Raw genomic sequence first — 17,743 nt, 5'->3', positions numbered from 1 at the left:
GTGAAACCCTGGCTCAAGTACTCGATCGTCCGCCTCGGCCTGTTCGCCGTCGTGCTGGGCCTGCTGCTGGTGCTGAGGTTCGACCCCTTCTGGGCCACGCTGATCGCGGCGGTCGTCGGCTTCTGCGTCTCGTACCTGTTCTTCGCCCCGCTGCGCCGCAAGGTCGCCCTCGACCTCGCCGACCGCCGGTCGCGCCCGGCGAAGCTCGACGACGACTCGGTCGCCGAGGACGAGGCGATCGCCGACGACGCCGACGCCGATCGCGCGCGCCGCACCGACGACCACGCCTGACCCTCCCGGGCCGAACGTCCGGGGCAGATCCCGGGGAGAACAGCCCCCGAGAAGGGCAGCCCCCTAGAAGAAGAGCGCCGCCGACAGGGCGAGAGCCCAGACCAGGGCCGTCAGCGAGGACAGCTGCAGGGCGAGGATGAGCTCGCGAGGGGTCTTGCCCGTGACGCCGATGACTGCGGCGGGCACCGCGACGATGAGCGTGAAGTAGACGTAGGGCGCGTGCAGGTACAGGAACGCGAAGTACACGAGGATGAAGAACGGCAGCAGCAGGAAGAGCGCGTAGAGCGCCCGCGCCACCGGGTCGCCGACGACGACCGCGAGGGTGCGCTTGCCGGCGGCGGTGTCTTGCGGGATGTCGCGCACGTTGTTGATCATCAGGACCGCGCAGGCGAACAGTCCCGCGGCGACGCCCGCCACCCAGGCGTCGAACGGGAACTCTCGCAGCTGCACGAACGTCGTGCCCACGGTCGCGACGAGCCCGAAGAACACGAAGACGAAGAGCTCGCCCAGGGCGTTGTAGCCGTAGGGCCGTTTGCCGCCCGTGTAGAACCAGGCGGCGACGACCGCGGCGGCACCGACCGCGAGCAGCCACCAGATCTGGGTGATGATGACGACGACGACACCGGCGACGGCTGCGAGGGCGAAGAACGCGAGCGCCACCTTCAGCACGGTCTTCGGGCGGACGCTGCCCGAACCGGTCAGGCGCGAGGGCCCCACCCGGAAGTCGTCGGTGCCGCGGATGCCGTCCGAGTAGTCGTTCGAGTAGTTGACGCCGACCTGGAGGAACACCGCGACGGCGAGGCAGAGCAGCGCCAGGGTGAGGTCCCAGCCGCCGTTCGCCCGGGCGACGCCGGTGCCGAGGGCGACCGGGGCGATGCCCAGCGGCAGGGTGCGCAGGCGCGCACCGCCGATCCAGTCGCCGGCCGTCACGCGACGGACCGGCTGCTTGCCGGGCCGCCCGCCGGGTCGGCCACCGGGGCGGCCGCTGCGCTTGGGGGTCGAGGTCTTCGTCTTCGCCACGGGGTCGAGTCTAGTTCGCAGCCGGCTATCAGCTTGCCGCGAGGTCGGCGACCAGGCGGGTCAGGGCCACCCGGTCCGGCTTGCCGCTGGCGAGCAGGGGCACCGTGTCGACCCGGACGATGCGGTCGGGTGCCGCGGCACGACCGGCGACGGCCGCCACCGCGGACCGCAGGGCCGCGAGGTCGTCGGCCGCCGAGTCGTCGGCCGCCAGGTCGTCGGCGGCCAGGTCGTCGGCCGACGTCGGTGCAGGAGGCGCGGTGCCGGTGACCACGACGGGCACCTCGCCCCACCGGGCGTGCGCCGCGCGGACGACCACGGCGTCGGCGAGCCCCGACTGCTCGCGCACGACCCGCTCGACGACGCCGAGCGACACCTTCTCACCGCCCGAGACGATCACGTCGTCGAGCCGGCCGCTGATGGTCAGCGAACCGTCGGACGACACCGTGCCCGCGTCGCCCGTGCGGTACCACCGCAGGCCGTCGCGCATGACGAAGGCCGCGGCCGTGCGCTCCGGATCGTCGAGGTACCCCTCGGCGAGCGACGGCCCGCTCAGCTCAACCTGGCCGTCGACGACCTCGACGCGAGTGCGACCCACGGGCACGCCGTCGTACACGCACCCACCGCTGGTCTCACTCGACCCGTAGGTGCGCACGACGGTGACGCCGAGGCGGCGGGCCCGCTCGACGAGGGGGGCGGGGGTCGCCTGCCCACCGACCAGCAGGGCGTCGAAGCGGCGCAACACGTCGGCGACGGCGGGGTCGGCCTCGGCGACGTCGAGCGCCGTCGACAGCTGGGCCGGGACGAGGGACGAGTACCGGACGGGGTGATCCAGACGCTCGGCGGCGGCGACGAAGGCGCCGACGTCGAAGTGCCCCGGCGCGAGCAGGGCCGGCTCGGTACCGGCGGCGAGCGAGCGGACCAGCACGTTCAGGCCCGCGACGTAGTGCGCCGGCAGGGCGAGCACCCACTGCCCCGGCCCGGCCAGGGCACCGTCGGCCGCGGCGGCACCGGCGAGCACGGCGTCCGAGGACAGCGCCACGCGCTTCGGGCGGCCGCTCGAGCCACTGGTCTCGACGACCAGTGACACCGCCTGCGGCACGACACCGGGCAGGTCGACGGGCACGCGGTCGTCGGTCCGGGGGGCGACGGCGGGACCACCCTCGAGCGCGACCCGGAGCGCGTCGAGCACGGCACCGGGGTCACGCGCGTCGACGGCGAGCAGGGGGCGGGTCACGCGCCGCGCCTCCGGACGGACCGTCGGGGGCGACCCGAGCGGTCGCCCGGCCCCGTCGGACTCGCGGACGCGGACATCAGTACTGCCAGGGGAAGGGCGACCAGTCGGGCGCCCGCTTCTCGAGGAACGAATCGCGCCCCTCGACGGCCTCGTCGGTGCCGTAGGCGAGACGGGTCGCCTCGCCCGCGAAGACCTGCTGGCCGACGATGCCGTCGTCGGTCGCGTTGAAGGCGAACTTGAGCATGCGGATGGCGGTCGGGGACTTCGTCAGGATGGTGCGGGCCATGGCGAGCGCCTCGCGTTCGAGGTCGGCGTGCGGCACGACGCGGTTCACGGCCCCCATCTCGTAGGCGCGATCGGCGCTGTACTCTTCCGCGAGGAAGAACACCTCGCGGGCGAACTTCTGCCCGATCTGCTTGGCGAAGTAGGCGCTTCCGTACCCCGCGTCGAACGAGCCCACGTCGGCATCGGTCTGCTTGAACTTGCCGTGTTCCCGGCTCGCGACGGTCAGGTCGCAGACCACGTGCAGGGAGTGCCCACCGCCGGCGGCCCATCCGGGCACCACGGCGATGACGACCTTGGGCATGAACCGGATCAACCGCTGCACCTCGAGGATGTGCAGCCGTCCGGCCGACGCCGGGTCGGGCACGTTCGCCTGGTCGCCCTCGGCCTTGTAGCCGTCACGACCACGGATGCGTTGGTCTCCGCCGCTGCAGAACGCCCAGCCGCCGTCCTTCGCGCTGGGACCGTTGCCGGTGAGCAGGACGACCCCGAGGCGGCTGTTCATGCGGGCGTCGTCGAGCACCCGGTAGAGCTCGTCGACCGTGTGCGGCCGGAACGCGTTGCGCACCTCGGGACGGTCGAAGGCCACGCGGGCCACACGGCCGTCGACGCTGTGGTGGTAGGTGACGTCGGTCAGGGAGTCGAAGCCCTCGACGCTGCGCCACTCGGTCGGATCGAACAGGTCGGACACCTCGGAAGCCATGTCGCCAGCCTACCGACGGGGCCCGACCTCGCCCCGACCGGGGTCATACCGTCGAGACGAACCGCCCGATCAGCCAGACGAGCACGAACGGGTTCGACAGCGAACTGAGGACCACCGCGGCCACCCCCCACCAGCGACCACGACGCATGACGACGGCCATCAGCCCGACGACCCCGACGACGATCGAGGCCAACAGGTTGACGAGGGCGAGGACGGCGGCCGGGCTCACGGCGTCCGCGGCGAGGAGGCCCAGGGCCAGTCCGTCGAGGGCGAGCAGCACGATCGCCAGGACGAACGTGACGACGCCCAGCCGTCGGCTGCGCGGAGGCCGGTCGACCACGTCGTGACCGGGGCCGTCGAAGACCTGGAGGTCGTCGGGCTCCGACGCGTCGCGGCCGCTGCCGTCACTCCCCCGGGCGGCACGCTCGTCGGGTGACCACTCCGGTTCTCGGGCGGGTACGGGTTCGCGGTCGACCATGACGCACGACCTTACCGGGGTCGCCGGTGCGACACTGAGCGGATGCCGACCGTCGACCGTGCGCCGTCCACCGCTCCCCCGCTGCCTCCCCTGGCCGAACTGGTCGAGGACGCCCACGTCGTCCGCCTCCCTCTCCGCACGCGCTTCCGCGGGCTCGACGAGCGCGAGGCCCTGGTGGTCGAGGGCCCCTCGGGCTGGACCGAGTTCAGCCCCTTCCTCGAGTACGGGCCGGCCGAGTCGGCAGCCTGGCTCGCGGCCACGATCCACTTCGGCTGGGGCCGGCTCCCCGATGTGGGTGCCCGTCGGGTGCCGGTCAACGCCACCCTGCCTGCGGTCGCCGCCGACCGGGTGCCCGACGTGCTCGCCCGCTACCGCGGTTGCCGGACGGTCAAGGTCAAGGTCGCCGAACGCGGCCAGACCCTCGCGGACGACATCGCCCGCGTCGCCGCGGCCCGCGAGTGGGTCGGCCCCGAGGGCCGCGTCCGCGTCGACGCCAACGGGGGATGGTCGGTCGAGTCGGCCGAGGAGGCGCTGGTCGGCCTGGCACCGTACGCCCTGGAGTACGCGGAACAACCGTGCGCCACGGTGTCCGAGCTCGCCGAGCTGCGACGCCGCGTCTCGGGGCTGGGCGTGCTCGTCGCGGCCGACGAGAGCGTCCGGAAGGCCGACGACCCGCTGGCCGTCGCCCGGGCCGGCGCCGCGGACCTCCTCGTGATCAAGGCCCAACCGCTCGGAGGCGTCACCGCCGCACTCCGGATCGTCGCTGCTGCCGGGCTGCCCGTCGTCGTCTCGAGCGCCCTCGACACGTCGGTCGGGCTCAGCATGGGCGCGCACCTCGCCGCCGCCGTGACGGACCTCCGCCACGACTGCGGTCTCGGCACGGCCGCTCTGCTCGGGGCCGACGTGACGCGCGATCCCCTGCTGCCCGTCGACGGGGCGATCGACGTACGCCGTGTCGACGTCGACGTCGACCTGCTCCGCCTTCACGCCGTGGACGACGACCGTCGGAGGATGTGGCTGGAGCGGCTTCGCGCTTCGTACGAGGTGCTCGCCGACTGACGTCGGTTCACGCGGTTCACGGGGCGGCGCCGAAGCGCCGGTCGATCAGAGACCCGAGTAGGCGTGCAGACCCTTGAAGAAGACGTTAACGACCGAGAAGTTGAACATGACGGCGGCGAAGCCGATGATCGACAACCACGACGAGCGGGCCCCACGCCACCCGCGGGTCGCCCGCGCGTGGATGTACCCGGCGTAGAGCACCCAGATGATGAACGTCCAGACCTCTTTGGTGTCCCAGCCCCAATAGCGACCCCAGGCCCGCTCGGCCCAGATGGCACCGGCGATGAGGGTGAAGGTCCAGAGGACGAAGCCGACGAGCGCGATGCGGTAGGCCAGGTCTTCGAGGCGCTCGGCACCGGGGAGGGTGTCGAGGAAGCGCAGACCGGCGAGCTTGGACTGCTCACGTTTGGTCTGCACGAGCTGGGCAGCCGAGAGCCCGGCGGCGATGGCGAAGAACGCCGTGCCGAGGATGGCCACGAAGACGTGGATCACCAACCACGCCGACTGGAGCGCCGGCGGCAGCGGCGAGACCGCCACGTAGTAGTTGACGGTGCCGATGGCGAGCAGCACCAGGTTGAGGCCCATGACGTACGCGCCGAGGAACCGCAGGTTGACCACCAGCTGCACGGCCAGGTACACGCCGACGATGATCGCGGTGCCGGTCAGCGAGAACTCGAACATGTTGGCCCACGGCACGCGACCGGCGGCGAGGCCGCGCAGCACGACCGAGGCGACGTGCACGACGAACCCGAGCAGCATCATCGCGATGGCGACGCGCTCGAAGCTCGACGCCTTGGCAGGCGCACCGGTGGGGGCTGAGGCCCCACCACCCCCACCGCGCGACGGTCGGTCGAGGACGACCGTGCTGCCACCCGCTGCCGAGCGCGAGACGGACGCCGTCGCGAGGGCCTCGGCCTTGGCGGCACGGGCCGCCGCCTGCTGGGCGTCACCGGACCGCTTCGCCAGGTCGAGCGCGAAGGCCACGAACGAGATCGTGTAGATGGCCATCGCCGAGTACACGGCGACGAGCGAGTAGTAGGCGAGGTCGGCGGTCACCATCAGATCTTACGTCCGCGTCCACCCGCGTCGGGGCCGGGTTTCTCGACGTCGTGACGGGACGGGTCGTCGGCCACCTCGCGGGCGACGTCGGCCGGGACGCCCAGACCGCCGAGGTGCGTCTTGGCGATGTCGCCGACGGCACGTCCGAGCGTGGGGTCCTCGCCGCGGGCGAGCCCGGCGTACTCGAGCCGGACGCCCTCGTCGGTCTCGGTCGCCTTGACCCAGACCCGGCGGCGCGGCACGAACAGCGCGGTCAGCAGACCGGCGAACGAGAGCCCGGCGAAGAGCAGCACCCAGACCTGCGACGGGTCGTGGTGGATGTCGAACGAGGCGAATCGTTTGACGCCGTCGAAGGTGATCGTGCCCAGACCGTCGGGGATCGTCGCGGTCTCGCCCGGGGTCAGCTGGACGGCCTTCTCCTGCGCGTCGTCGTCGGTGCCGGCCAACGGGGTCAGGCCGTCGGTGTCGAGCGTGTAGACCGACGTCGGCACGCCCGCGTCGAGCCCGAGGTCGCCCGAGTAGACGTTCAGGCTGAGCACGGGGTTCGTGGTGTCCGGATCGGTGGACGTCAGGGCCCCCGTGCCGTTGTCCGCCGCCGTGGGGTAGAAGAACCCGATCATGCCGAGCTGGTCGGGCAGGGCGTCGGGCACCTTGATGACGCCGAGCGAGGTCAGGTTCGTGTCCTGCGGCAGGAACGGCACCGTGTCGCGGAAGGCGACGTTGCCCTCGCCGTCGCGCACCGTCACGTCGACCGCGTAGCCGTTGCCCAGCAGGTAGACGTTCGAGCCGCCGATCGACAGGGGCGAGTTGACCTTGATCTGCGTCTTCTCGGCGTCGCCGCCCCGCGCCTGGGCGGTGACGTCGGCGGTGAAGTCGGTGGCCATGCCGGCGGCGCCCGCGGTGTCCGGCGCGTACTCGGTCGAGAACTCGTCGAGCGCGATCGAGAACGGCGAGAGCTGTGTCTCGTCGAACCAGCGTCCCGGGTTGAAGGAGTCGTACGAGCCGAGGACGTTCGAGAACGTCTGCCCCTCGACGACGACGCGCTGGCCCGAGTAGCCGAAGCCGCCACCGACCCCGACGGTCAGCAGCACCCCGACGAGGGCCGAGTGGAAGACCAGGTTGCCGGTCTCGCGCAGGTAACCGCGCTCGGCGCTGACCGAGTCGCCGAAGACCTGTGTGCGGTAGCCGGAGCGCTTCAGCTGGGCACGGGCCGCGTCGACGGCCCGGGCGGCCGTGATCGGGTCGTCACCCGCGCCTCCTGCGGTCTCGAGGGTGATCGAACGGTAGCCGGCCAGGCGCGACAGCCGCGCGGGGGTCTTCGGCGGGCGGGCCCGCAGCGCCTCGAAGTGGTGCCGCGTGCGCGGGATGATGCAGCCGATCAACGAGATGAAGAGCAGCAGGTAGACGGCCGAGAACCAGGGCGACGAGTAGGTGTCGAAGACGCCGAGCTTTTCGAGCACGGGGAACAGGTCGGGGTGGTCGGTGCGGTACTGGACGACGCCGTTGGGGTCGGAGGTGCGCTGCGGCACGAGCGAGCCGGGGATCGCCGCGACGGCGAGCAGCATCAGCAGGAAGAGCGCGGTCTTCATGCTGGTCAGCTGCCGCCAGAAGAAGCGGAGGTAGCCCAGGGGGCCGAGCTTGGGCTGCGTGATGCCCGCACCGTCGGAAGGCCCCGGGCGGACCGAGTCGATGTGGTCGCTCGGGCGCAACGGGTCGCCGCCGACGTCGGTCGCGTCGGCGTCGGTCAGCTCGGTGTCGGTCACCCCGGTGTCGGTGCCGGCGGCGGCCGAGGAGGCGCGGGTCGCGTCGCCCCCGTCGCGGTCAGACGATCGTGCCATAGGTCGCGATCACCGCCCCGACGTGCGACATGAGGCTGGACCAGAGGCCCGTGACCATGAGCAGACCGATGAGCACGAGCAGTGACCCTCCGACGATGTTGACGACGCGGATGTGCCGCTTGACGAACGAGATGGACCGTGAGGCCCAGCCGAAGCCGAGCGCGACGAGCAGGAACGGCACCCCGAGGCCGATGCAGTAGAAGGCCCCGAGCAGGACGCCCTGCCAGGCCGAGCCCGAACCCAGGGCGAGCACCTGCACCGCGGCCAGGGTCGGGCCGATGCACGGCGTCCACCCGATGCCGAAGACGATGCCGAGCAGCGGCGCCCCGGCGAGGCCCGTCTTCGGGAGGAACCCGGGCTTCAGGGTGCGCTGCAGGAACGTGAACTGTCCGATGAAGACGAGGCCGAGCAGGATCACCACGACGCCCATGACGCGCGTCACGACCTCGCGCCACTGAATCAGCCAGAACCCCGCCGAGGCGAAGGCGAGCGAGGTGCCGACGAAGACGACCGAGAAGCCGAGGATGAACAGGACGACGCCGAGCACGAGCCGGCGGCGGTCGCGACGCTTGGCCCCTGCCTCGGTCGCCCCGGTGGTCAGACCGCCGACGTAACCGAGGTACCCCGGCACGAGAGGCAGCACGCAGGGCGACAGGAACGAGATGAGCCCCGCCAGCAGGGCGACCGGCAGGCCGACCGCGAGCTGACCGCCCACGACCGCGTCGAAGAAGGGATTGCCCTGGTACACCTAGGACGTCTCGGCGAGGGTGTCGGAGATCAGGGTGTCGAGGATGCTCGGCCCGTCGAGACCGCCCAGGATGCGCGCCGCGATGCGGCCCTGCTTGTCGAGGACGATCGTGGTCGGGACGGCGTTGGGCGCGATCGTGCCCGCGAGGGCGAGTTGGACGGCCCCGTCGTTGGCGTCGACGACCGACGGGTAGGTGACGTCGAAGGTGCGGGCGAAGGCCAGGGAGGTGTCGGCCTGGTCGCGCACGTTGACGCCGAGGAACTCGACGCCCTTGTCGGCGTACGACTGGTTGAGCTTCTCGAGCTCGGGCGCCTCGAGGCGGCAGGGCGGGCACGCGGCGTACCAGAAGTTCAGGACGACGACCTCGCCCTCGTGGTCGGACCGCGAGACGGTCTCGCCGGCGTCGGTCTCGGCCGTGAACGCGACCGGGTCGGTGCGGTCCTCGGGCGCGATCTCGGTCACGGTGCCGTTGCCCGAGATGTAGTTCTCGGTGGTGCCGTTGCCGTACTGCGTCGCGAGGTCGTCGGCCGTGGACGAGCACCCCGTGGCGACGAGGGCGACCACGCCGGCCAGGGCGAGGCCGCGGGCCACGAGACGGGCGCGGGTCGGGCGGATGGTCTGGCTCACACTGCTCCCAGGTCGACGGCGGACTCGTTCAAGTGTGCAGCGGGTTCCTGGTAGCCGACCTCGACGAAGCCCCCCTCGCGGCGTTCGAGCGTGGTGATGCTCGAGAGCGTGCAGCGGCGGCGGCGCGGATCGTGGAACAGGCGGGCGCCGGTGACGCTCCGGTGGACCATCCAGATGGGCAGCTGGTGGCTGACGAGCACGACGTCGCCCTCGTCGACGCTCGACCAGGCCTCGTCGATCGCCGAGAGCATGCGGGCGGCGATGCTGACGTAGGCCTCGCCCCAGCTGGGCTTCAGGGGGTTGACGATCCACGGCCACTCGGCCGGCACCTTGAGCTGCTTGGCGATGCTGAAGTCGCTGCGGCGCCCCTCGTATTTGTTGCTCGGCTCGACCAGCCGCTCGTCGACCTGCGTCTCGAGCCCGAAGGCCGCCGACCACGGCGCGGCGCTCTCGCGGGTGCGCTGCAGCGGTGAGGCGAAGACGGCACGGACGGGAACGCCCTGCTCGTGGAAGGCGTCGGCCGAGGCGGCCGCCATCCGGTGGCCGAGATCGCTCAGGCCGAACCCGTCGAGGCGGCCGTAGAGCACGTGCTCGGGATTGTGCACCTCACCGTGCCGGACGAGGTGGATCTGCTGCGCGGGCATGCGAACGAGTCTAGGTCGGGACCGCCTGCACACCTCCCACACGGGAAGCCCCAAGCTCGCCGGGGCCCCGGGCGGACGGTCCGGCGGGGCCGCGAGAGGCGGTGACTGTAAACTCGGGCCTCGTGATCGAACGCACCCTCATCAAAGACCTGTCCGCGTTGCCCGACGGACCCGTGACCGTGACCGGCTGGGTCGAGACGGTGCGTGACCAGAAGAAGGTGCAGTTCGTCGTCCTCCGCGACGAGACCGGCGCCCTCCAGCTGGTCCGCCCCCGCACGGCCGCGGACGTACTCGAGGCCGCGGGCGAGACCGACGACGTCGCCGACGCCATTTCGTCGCTGTCGCAGGGCAGCTTCGTCACCGTCACGGGCGAACTCAAGCACGACGAGCGCGTCAAGCTCGGCGGCATCGAGGTCAAGGTCGAGACGCTCGTCATCGACTCGCTGGCCGACCCCGAGACCCCGATCGCGGCCGACAGCAGCATCGACAAGCGCCTCGACTGGCGCTTCCTCGACCTGCGCGTCCCCCGCAACGCCCTGATCTTCCGCGTGCAGACGACCTTCGAGCACGCCCTGCGCACCTGGTGGATCGAGCGCGATTACGTCGAGATCCACACCCCGAAGCTCATGGCGACCCCGAGCGAGTCGAACGCCGAGCTGTTCAAGGTCGACTACTTCGACGGTGTCGCCTACCTGGCGCAGAGCCCGCAGTTCTTCAAGCAGATGGCCCAGTCGGCCGGCTTCGGCAAGATCTTCGAGATCGCCCCGGTGTTCCGCGCCGACCCGTCGTTCACGTCGCGCCATGCGACCGAGTTCACGGGGGTCGACGCCGAGATCAGCTACGTCGAGAGCCACGAGGACGTCATGCAGATGCAGGAGCAGCTGCTGGCCTTCGCCTTCCAGGCCGTGGCCGACAAGCACGGCGCCGAGATCAAGGAGCTCTTCGACGTCGACGTCGTGGTGCCCACCGTGCCGTTCCCGCGTATCCCCCTGGCCGAGGCCAAGCGCATCGTGGCGGAGCGCGGCTACGAGGTGCCCCGCGCCGACGCCGACATGGACCCCGAGGGCGAGCGCCGGATCGCCGAGTACGTCGCGGAGCAGTTCGGACACGACTTCGTGTACCTGACGGACTACGACGCCTCGATCCGGCCGTTCTATCACATGCGTCATGACGACGACCCGCAGCTCACCAAGAGCTACGACCTGATCTACCGCGGCACCGAGATCACCACGGGTGCGCAGCGCGAGCACCGCATCGAGGTGCTCGAGCAGCAGATCCGCGAGAAGGGCATGAAGCCCGAAGAGCTCTCGAGCTACCTCGACTTCTTCCGGTACGGCGCCCCGTCGCACGGTGGCTTCGGCATGGGCCTCGCCCGCGTGCTGATGCTCATGCTGCACCAGGCCAACCTGCGCGAGGTGACCTTCCTCTTCCGCGGCCCCACGCGCCTCCAGCCGTAGGCCCGCCGCACGAACCACAGAAGCCCCGACGAGAGCGATCTCGTCGGGGCTTCTTTCCGTTGCGCGTGTGCGACCGACCTAGAGGACGGCAGCGCGGAGTGCCGCCCGCAGGCGCTCGGGCTCGACGCGCCAGATGGTGTGGACGCGACCGTCGATCAACACGACGGGGATCTCTTCGGCGTACTCGGCGGTGAGCTCGGCGTCGTCGAGGATGTTCTTCTCGTGGACGGGAAGGGCGGCATCGGCGAACTCGGCCTCTGCCAGCACGTCGTGCAGCGCGGACCGGGCGTCGTCGCACAGGTGGCAGCCCGGCTTGGTCAGGAGGGTGATTCGCGGTTCGGCCATGCCGTCAAGGGTAGCGAGGGCCGAGTGGCCCCCGGGCACGACGAAGGCCCCCGGCGACCGGTGGTCGGCGGGGGCCTTCGTGTCGAGCGACTACTTCTTGTTGCGACGCTGGTGACGAGTCTTGCGAAGCAACTTGCGGTGCTTCTTCTTCGCCATGCGCTTGCGACGCTTCTTGATGACAGAACCCATAGAGGACCTCACTGATTTCTGGATTGGACCGACCGGGTCCGAAACAGAACCGCGGAAAAATGCCTCGGGTCAGTCTACTAGGACGGCCCGAGAAAGTCGAAGTGGCCTAGCCGACGTCGGCGATGCCGATGCGCAGCACGGCTGCGACGGCCGATTCCGGCACGCGGAAGGACCGCCCGAAGCGGATCGCCGGGAGCTCGCCCGAGTGGACCATGCGGTAGACGGTCATCTTCGACACGCGCATCATGTCGGCCACCTCGGCGACCGTGAGGAACCGCACATCCGACAGATCCTGGGACATGACCCTGCCTCGACTCGGGCCCCGGGGCGGGGCTGTGGAGCAGACGGGTGTTTCCCGTGTGCCTGGGGGCAACTCTAGGGGCGCGTGTGACTCAGTGTAAAGGTCGGTCGGACGCTACTGCCCGGTGCGTCCCAGGCGCTTGCGCACGGGATCGATGACGCGCTCGTCGAGGGCACCGAGCGCGCTCTGCGCGTCGTGCAGGGCCGAGGAGGCGCGGTACTGCGCCCCGGCCGCGTAGCGACCCAGCGTGCTCCCGACGTCTTCGGCGTCGGGCAGGTTCTCGGCCGCCCTCCGGAGCGGGGCGGGCACGGTGGCCCCGGCCCAGGCCGCGAACGGCGTGCTGGCCAGGGCCTCGGAGGTCAACGAGTCGGCGCTGACGAAGGGGATCAACCAGTCCTCGACGACCTCGAGCGGCCCCGGCTCGAGCGAGTAGTAGCGGTGCTGTCCCTCTTCGCGGACCCGCACGAGACCGGCCTCGCGCAGCACCCGCAGGTGCTTCGAGACCGTCGGCTGGCTGACGCCGAGCGACGTGACCATCTCGCCCACGCTGATGTCGGCGTTGGCGGAGTCGGTCGACAGCGACGCGTCGAGCAGCACCTTCAGGAGGTCTCGGCGGGTGGCGTCGGCGATCACGGCGAAGATGTCCGGCATGCGACCAGCGTAGTGACCCGGGATAGCATGACCGTCGTGACTCGCGCCCCCGTCGCCGGTCGACGCCGCCCCTCGGACCCCGGCCGCTCGCCCTGGCGCAGACTCAGCGACGCGATCGACGACATCGGTCGCAAGTCGCCCGCGCGCTTCGCCATCCTGATCTTCACCGGCCTGATCGTCGTCTTCACGCTGCTGTTCTCGCTGCCGATCTCGTCGGCCGACCGGACGATCACCCCGCTGGCCGACTCCGTCTTCACGGCCGTCTCGGTCATCTGCGTGACCGGCCTCGCGACCGTCGACATGGCCACCCACTGGTCCGTGTTCGGCCACGTCGTCATCTTCGTCGGCGTGCAGATCGGGGCGATCGGCGTGCTCACGTTGGCCTCGATCATGGGTCTCGTCGTCTCGCGGAAGCTCGGCCTCCGCGCCCGACTGATGGCCGCCGGCGACCAGAACCCGCTGCGGGTGCACGCCGGCCCGGTGCCCGAGGGTCAGGCGGTGCGTCTCGGCGAGATCGGTGGCCTGCTGACGACGGTGGCGCTCAGCTCGTTCGTGATCCAGCTCGTGATCGCCGTGCTGATGATCCCCCGCATGCTGATCGACGGCATCCCCGTCGGCGACGCCGTGCTCGACAGCTTCTACTACTCGGCCATGGCCTTCACGAACACGGGGTTCACGCCGAACGCCGAGGGACTCGCCGCGTTCGAGAACGACTACTGGTTCCTCAGCCTGATCATGGTCGGGGTGTTCCTCGGCAGCATCGGGTTCCCGGTGATCTACGCCCTGGCCCGGAACCCCCGCAACCCCCGCCGCTGGTCGGTCCACGTGAAGCTGACCCTCGTCACGACGGCGATCCTGATCGTGTTCGGCATGGTGCTCTACATCGTCCTCGAGTTCGACAACCCGAAGACGTTCGGCGGCATCGCGGCCGGACCGACGGTGTTCCAGTCGCTCTTCCTCAGCATGATGACGAGGTCGGGCGGCTTCTCGACGATCCAGATCTCCGACCTCAACGGCTCGTCCCTGCTCGTCACCGACATGCTCATGTTCATCGGCGGCGGCTCGGCCTCGACGGCCGGCGGCATCAAGGTCACGACGCTCGCCGTCCTGTTCCTCGCCGCGTTCGCCGAGGCGCGCGGTCAGCGGTCGATGGAGGCCTACGGCCGTCGCATCCCCAGCGACGTCCTGCGCCTGGCCGTCAGCGTCGTGCTGTGGGGCGCGACGATCGTGGCGGTGTCGAGCATCCTGATCATGCACATCACGAAGGAGCCGCTCGACCACGTGCTGTTCGAGACCATCTCGGCCTTCGCGACGTCCGGCCTCAGCACGGGGCTGACCGACCGGCTCCCGGACTCGGCGAAGTACATCCTGGCGGTCACGATGTGGATGGGCCGCGTTGGTACAGTGACACTCTCCGTCGCCCTGGCCGCCAGCCAACGACGCCAGCTGTTCACCCGAGCCGAGGAGCGACCGATCGTTGGTTGACAAGATCAAGCACGACGCCCCGGTGCTCGTCATCGGCCTCGGCCGCTTCGGCGCCGCCACCGCCGGGCAGCTCGAACGTCAGGACCGCGACGTGCTCGCCGTCGACACCGACGCCGGGCTCGTGCAGAAGTGGGCCGACCGCGTGACGCACGCGGTGCAGGCCGACGCACGCAGCATCGACGCACTCAAGCAGATCGGTGCGCAGGACTTCTCGATCGCGGTCGTCGCCGTCGGCTCGTCCATCGAGGCCAGCGTGCTCATCACGGCCAACCTGGTCGACCTGAAGGTGCCGCAGATCTGGGCGAAGGCGATCAGCCAGTCGCACGGCAAGATCCTCGCCCGCATCGGCGCGAACCACGTGATCTACCCCGAGCGCGAGGCCGGCGAGCGCGTCGCGCACCTCGTCTCGGGCCGGATGCTCGACTACATCGAGTTCGACGACGCCTTCGCGATCGTCAAGATGTATCCGCCGAAGCCCGTCCGCGGTGCCTCGCTGGCCGCGTCGAACATCCGGAAGAAGTACGGCATCACCATCGTCGGCGTGAAGAGCCCCGGGGGCGCGTTCGTCGAGGCCACCCCCGACACGGTCATCAGCAACCACGACCTGATCATCGTGTCGGGTGACAGCCGCGCGATCGAACGCTTCGCCGCCCTCGAGGGCTGACCGCGGCCCGCCGGGGCAACTGTTCTCCGGCAAGATGACCTCGTGGAGCACCCGACCGAGGCCGATCTGGCGGCGATGCGCGTCGAGCGCTCGAGGCTGAGGCAGCACCTCCACCACCACCCCGAGGACCAGGAGGCGCGGGCCGCGTTGGCAGCGAACCACCGGACGGCGGGCCACGCGGATCAGGCGGGGCGTTGGGGGTTGTTGGTCCCCGGGGCGTCGACGTCGGCAGAGCGGCAGGCGTTCGCCAGATGGGCCGTTCGCACAGGCGCCACGGACCGCGGCCGACTCCTGAAGATCCTCTTCGTGCCACGGCGGCGGTGGCTCACCGAACTCGACCCCACGGGCGAGGTCGTGGAGTTCGAGCACCTCGTCGAGCGCGAGGGCCGTCGCCTGATGAGGGGGACGACGACCGTCGCGGACGATGCCTTCGAAACCCTCATGCTCGCCGTTCCCACCGCACTCGGCGGTGTCCTCGTCGGGGTCGATGCCTCCGTCGTCTCGGCCTTCTTCGGCGGCCCGTCGGATGAACCCGGTCAGCCCCCGTGGGTCCCGACGACATGGGCGGAACTCTGGGTCGGCGTCGGCATGGGAACCCTCTGCGCCTACGGGGCGGTCATCGTCGTCCGCCTCATCGTGCTCGCGGTTCGACTGCCGTCCACCCGACGCTCACGTCGCTGGTTCGCCGAACGCGTCCGGCGGGACAAGGGCCGCACCGGCACCTCCTGAGGGAAGCGGGTCAGCTGCCTTCGGCGATCTCGCGGTTGCGGGCGAGGGCGGCCTGCGTGGCCCGCTCGAACAGCTCGAGCAGGCCGCCGTCGGCGAGCTCGGCGACGGCGCGCTCGGTCGTGCCGCCGGGGCTGGTGACCCGGCGACGCAGCTCGGCGGGCGCGGCGTCGGCCGGCAGGACGTCACTCGTCGCGAGCAGCTCGCTCGCGCCGCGGAACGTGCCCTGCACCATGGTGGCGGCCTGCGCGCGGGTGAAGCCCAAGGCGACCGCCGCCTCCTGCAGTTGCTCGATCAGGTAGAAGACGTAGGCGGGGCCCGAACCCGAGATCGTGCTGAGCGCGTCGATCTGCGACTCGGGGACGACCACGACGTCGCCGACCACCGCGAAGAGCGAGCGGGCCAGGTCGAGGTCGGCGTCGGTCGAGCGCGAGCCGGCGCTGAGCCCGGTCACCCCGAGACCCACGTGCGAGGGCGTGTTCGGCATCGAACGCAGCACCGAGATCGACTCGGGCAGGGCCGCCTCCATCGTGGCGGTCGTGACGCCGGCGGCGAGGCTCACCACGACGGCACCCGCGTCGAGCACGGGACCGATCTCGTGCAGGAGGTCGACCACCATGTGCGGTTTCACGCCGATCAAGACCAACCGCGCACCGACGACCGCCGAGGAGTTGGCGCTCGGGTCGGTCTCGGTCGCGAGCGAGGTGACGGCGCCGTGCCGCAGCGCCCGGGCCTTGACCTCGGTGCGGTTCGTCACCCGCACACCCCCGTCGACGGTCACCTCGGGGCGCAGCAGACCCTGCAGGATCGCACCGCCCATCGAGCCGGCTCCGAGAATCGCTGTGGTGGGGAGGGTGGTGGCCATCCGGCCATCCTAGGATCGACCAGGACCACACGAGGGGATCGAGACCGATGAGCAGTCACGGCGGCAACAAGGCGATCATCGCCGCACTCAGCGCGAACCTGGGCATCGCGGTGACGAAGTTCATCGCCTGGGCCTTCTCGGGATCGTCGTCGATGCTCGCCGAGGGCGTCCACTCGCTGGCCGACTCGGGCAACCAGGTGTTGCTGCTGCTGGGCGGTCGCAAGTCCAAGAAGGCGGCCGACGCCGAGCACCCGTTCGGCTACGGCCGGGAGCGCTACGTCTACGCCTTCGTCGTGTCGATCATCCTGTTCAGCGTCGGCGGTGTCTTCTCGCTCTACGAGGGCGTCGAGAAGCTGCGCGAGCCGCACCCGCTCGAGGTGCCCTGGCTGCCGGTGCTCGTGCTCGCGATCTCGCTCACCCTCGAGGGGTTCTCGCTGCGCACGGCGATCCGCGAGTCCCGACCGAGCAAGGGCCAGCAGAGCTGGGTCTCGTTCGTGCGCCGCGCCAAGGCCCCCGAGCTTCCGGTCGTGCTGCTCGAGGACGCCGCCGCCCTGTTGGGCCTGTCGTTCGCCATGATCGGCGTCGTGCTGACCTGGATCACCGGTGACGGCGTGTTCGACGCGATCGGCACCCTCGCGATCGGCGTGCTGCTCGTCGCCGTCGCGATCATCCTCGGCATCGAGACGAAGAGCCTGCTCGTCGGCGAGGGTGCCTCGGCCGACGACGTCGCGAAGATCCGCGCGGCCGTCACCGGCGGCCCCGAGGTCGAGTCGATCATCCACATGAAGACGCTCTACCTCGGCCCCGACGAGCTGCTCGTCGGCGTCAAGGTCGCGATGCCCGGCCGCACCGTGCTGGCCGACGTCGCCAGCGCCATCAACGCCGTCGAGTCGCGCATCCGCGAGGCCGTGCCGATCGCCCGCGTCATCTACGTCGAACCCGACGTCTGGGTGAAGCCGGGCCAGGTCGACCCGCCGACCGACGCGATCGTCATCCGCGCCGCCGACTGACCCCGAGGAAGCGCGGGTCGGCCAGCGGCGCCGGTGCGGTCCGACGCCGCTCGGTTCGGCGTCGCTC

At 70.7% G+C, this 17,743-nt stretch carries 21 protein-coding genes; 7 read left to right on the top strand and 14 right to left on the bottom strand.

Annotated features, from left to right (window positions below; all coding sequences use genetic code 11):
• Positions 1-291, top strand: a complete 291-nt coding sequence (locus BIV04_RS06195; RefSeq protein WP_071255197.1) for a DUF4229 domain-containing protein — start codon at positions 1-3, stop codon at positions 289-291.
• A gap of 63 nt (positions 292-354) precedes the next feature.
• On the opposite strand, the gene BIV04_RS06190 is transcribed toward BIV04_RS06195, so the two are convergent.
• From BIV04_RS06190 to BIV04_RS06175, 4 genes are all read right to left on the bottom strand, one after another.
• On the bottom strand, positions 355-1,311 hold the full coding sequence (locus tag BIV04_RS06190; RefSeq protein ID WP_083396196.1) for a 1,4-dihydroxy-2-naphthoate polyprenyltransferase: 957 nt from the start codon (positions 1,309-1,311) through the stop codon (positions 355-357).
• Between the two features lie 28 nt (positions 1,312-1,339).
• Positions 1,340-2,545: an AMP-binding protein gene (locus BIV04_RS06185; RefSeq protein ID WP_071255194.1), complete on the bottom strand. Its 1,206-nt coding sequence runs from the start codon at positions 2,543-2,545 to the stop codon at positions 1,340-1,342.
• A 76-nt stretch (positions 2,546-2,621) separates the two neighbouring features.
• Positions 2,622-3,530, bottom strand: a complete 909-nt coding sequence (locus tag BIV04_RS06180; RefSeq protein ID WP_071255193.1) for a 1,4-dihydroxy-2-naphthoyl-CoA synthase — start codon at positions 3,528-3,530, stop codon at positions 2,622-2,624.
• A gap of 43 nt (positions 3,531-3,573) precedes the next feature.
• Positions 3,574-4,008, bottom strand: a complete 435-nt coding sequence (locus tag BIV04_RS06175; RefSeq protein WP_071255192.1) for a hypothetical protein — start codon at positions 4,006-4,008, stop codon at positions 3,574-3,576.
• Between the two features lie 42 nt (positions 4,009-4,050).
• On the opposite strand from BIV04_RS06175, the gene BIV04_RS06170 reads away from it, so the two are divergent.
• Positions 4,051-5,067, top strand: a complete 1,017-nt coding sequence (locus BIV04_RS06170) for an o-succinylbenzoate synthase (RefSeq protein WP_071255191.1) — start codon at positions 4,051-4,053, stop codon at positions 5,065-5,067.
• 45 nt (positions 5,068-5,112) lie between these two features.
• On the opposite strand, the gene ccsB is transcribed toward BIV04_RS06170, so the two are convergent.
• From ccsB to BIV04_RS06145, 5 genes are read right to left on the bottom strand one after another with little or no spacing between them, the layout of a single operon-like run.
• Positions 5,113-6,126: a c-type cytochrome biogenesis protein CcsB gene (ccsB, locus tag BIV04_RS06165; protein WP_071255190.1), complete on the bottom strand. Its 1,014-nt coding sequence runs from the start codon at positions 6,124-6,126 to the stop codon at positions 5,113-5,115.
• On the bottom strand, positions 6,126-7,964 hold the full coding sequence (locus BIV04_RS06160; RefSeq protein ID WP_071255189.1) for a cytochrome c biogenesis protein ResB: 1,839 nt from the start codon (positions 7,962-7,964) through the stop codon (positions 6,126-6,128). The genes ccsB and BIV04_RS06160 overlap by 1 nt, the downstream gene beginning before the upstream one ends.
• A complete protein-coding gene (locus tag BIV04_RS06155) occupies positions 7,948-8,712 on the bottom strand; it encodes a cytochrome c biogenesis CcdA family protein (RefSeq protein WP_071255187.1) in 765 nt (254 codons plus the stop codon). Before BIV04_RS06155 ends, BIV04_RS06160 begins: the two co-directional genes overlap by 17 nt.
• A complete protein-coding gene (locus BIV04_RS06150; protein ID WP_055971224.1) occupies positions 8,713-9,339 on the bottom strand; it encodes a TlpA disulfide reductase family protein in 627 nt (208 codons plus the stop codon).
• On the bottom strand, positions 9,336-9,983 hold the full coding sequence (locus tag BIV04_RS06145; protein WP_071255185.1) for a histidine phosphatase family protein: 648 nt from the start codon (positions 9,981-9,983) through the stop codon (positions 9,336-9,338). Before BIV04_RS06145 ends, BIV04_RS06150 begins: the two co-directional genes overlap by 4 nt.
• 122 nt (positions 9,984-10,105) lie before the next feature.
• On the opposite strand from BIV04_RS06145, the gene aspS reads away from it, so the two are divergent.
• Positions 10,106-11,440 (top strand): aspartate--tRNA(Asn) ligase, encoded by a 1,335-nt coding sequence (aspS, locus tag BIV04_RS06140; protein WP_071255181.1) that lies wholly within the window; start codon positions 10,106-10,108, stop codon positions 11,438-11,440.
• Between the two features lie 78 nt (positions 11,441-11,518).
• On the opposite strand, the gene BIV04_RS06135 is transcribed toward aspS, so the two are convergent.
• The 4 genes from BIV04_RS06135 to BIV04_RS06125 all read right to left on the bottom strand — a co-directional run bounded on the left by BIV04_RS06135 (position 11,519) and on the right by BIV04_RS06125 (position 12,926).
• On the bottom strand, positions 11,519-11,785 hold the full coding sequence (locus BIV04_RS06135) for a glutaredoxin family protein (protein ID WP_071255180.1): 267 nt from the start codon (positions 11,783-11,785) through the stop codon (positions 11,519-11,521).
• 90 nt (positions 11,786-11,875) lie between these two features.
• Positions 11,876-11,974, bottom strand: a complete 99-nt coding sequence (locus tag BIV04_RS16410) for a 30S ribosomal protein bS22 (protein ID WP_003792170.1) — start codon at positions 11,972-11,974, stop codon at positions 11,876-11,878.
• Positions 11,975-12,080: 106 nt separating this feature from the next.
• Positions 12,081-12,275, bottom strand: a complete 195-nt coding sequence (locus BIV04_RS06130; RefSeq protein WP_043593002.1) for a helix-turn-helix domain-containing protein — start codon at positions 12,273-12,275, stop codon at positions 12,081-12,083.
• A gap of 114 nt (positions 12,276-12,389) precedes the next feature.
• A complete protein-coding gene (locus tag BIV04_RS06125) occupies positions 12,390-12,926 on the bottom strand; it encodes a helix-turn-helix transcriptional regulator (RefSeq protein WP_071255178.1) in 537 nt (178 codons plus the stop codon).
• Positions 12,927-12,962: 36 nt separating this feature from the next.
• Between BIV04_RS06125 and BIV04_RS06120 the strand changes: the two genes are divergently transcribed.
• The 3 genes from BIV04_RS06120 to BIV04_RS16705 are packed head-to-tail and all read left to right on the top strand — an operon-like array spanning position 12,963 to position 15,804.
• Complete coding sequence (locus tag BIV04_RS06120) at positions 12,963-14,411, top strand: TrkH family potassium uptake protein (RefSeq protein WP_369825291.1); 1,449 nt, start codon at positions 12,963-12,965, stop codon at positions 14,409-14,411.
• On the top strand, positions 14,404-15,075 hold the full coding sequence (locus BIV04_RS06115; RefSeq protein ID WP_054146335.1) for a TrkA family potassium uptake protein: 672 nt from the start codon (positions 14,404-14,406) through the stop codon (positions 15,073-15,075). Before BIV04_RS06120 ends, BIV04_RS06115 begins: the two co-directional genes overlap by 8 nt.
• A gap of 42 nt (positions 15,076-15,117) precedes the next feature.
• On the top strand, positions 15,118-15,804 hold the full coding sequence (locus BIV04_RS16705; protein WP_071255175.1) for a DUF6584 family protein: 687 nt from the start codon (positions 15,118-15,120) through the stop codon (positions 15,802-15,804).
• Positions 15,805-15,814: 10 nt separating this feature from the next.
• Here the strand turns inward: BIV04_RS16705 and proC are convergent, their stop codons facing one another.
• On the bottom strand, positions 15,815-16,666 hold the full coding sequence (gene proC, locus BIV04_RS06105; protein WP_071255174.1) for a pyrroline-5-carboxylate reductase: 852 nt from the start codon (positions 16,664-16,666) through the stop codon (positions 15,815-15,817).
• Between the two features lie 47 nt (positions 16,667-16,713).
• Here proC and BIV04_RS06100 point away from each other — a divergent pair, with 47 nt between their 5' ends.
• The gene (locus BIV04_RS06100) at positions 16,714-17,676 is read left to right on the top strand and encodes a cation diffusion facilitator family transporter (protein ID WP_071255172.1); all 963 of its coding nucleotides are present in this window, start codon (positions 16,714-16,716) and stop codon (positions 17,674-17,676) included.
• Positions 17,677-17,743: the final 67 nt, after the last annotated feature.

It is taken from the genome of Frigoribacterium sp. MCBA15_019 (assembly GCF_001864945.1).
GTDB lineage: Bacteria > Actinomycetota > Actinomycetes > Actinomycetales > Microbacteriaceae > Frigoribacterium.
Note: the sequence above shows the minus strand (reverse complement) of the source record. Positions and strands in the feature narration are given on the sequence as shown.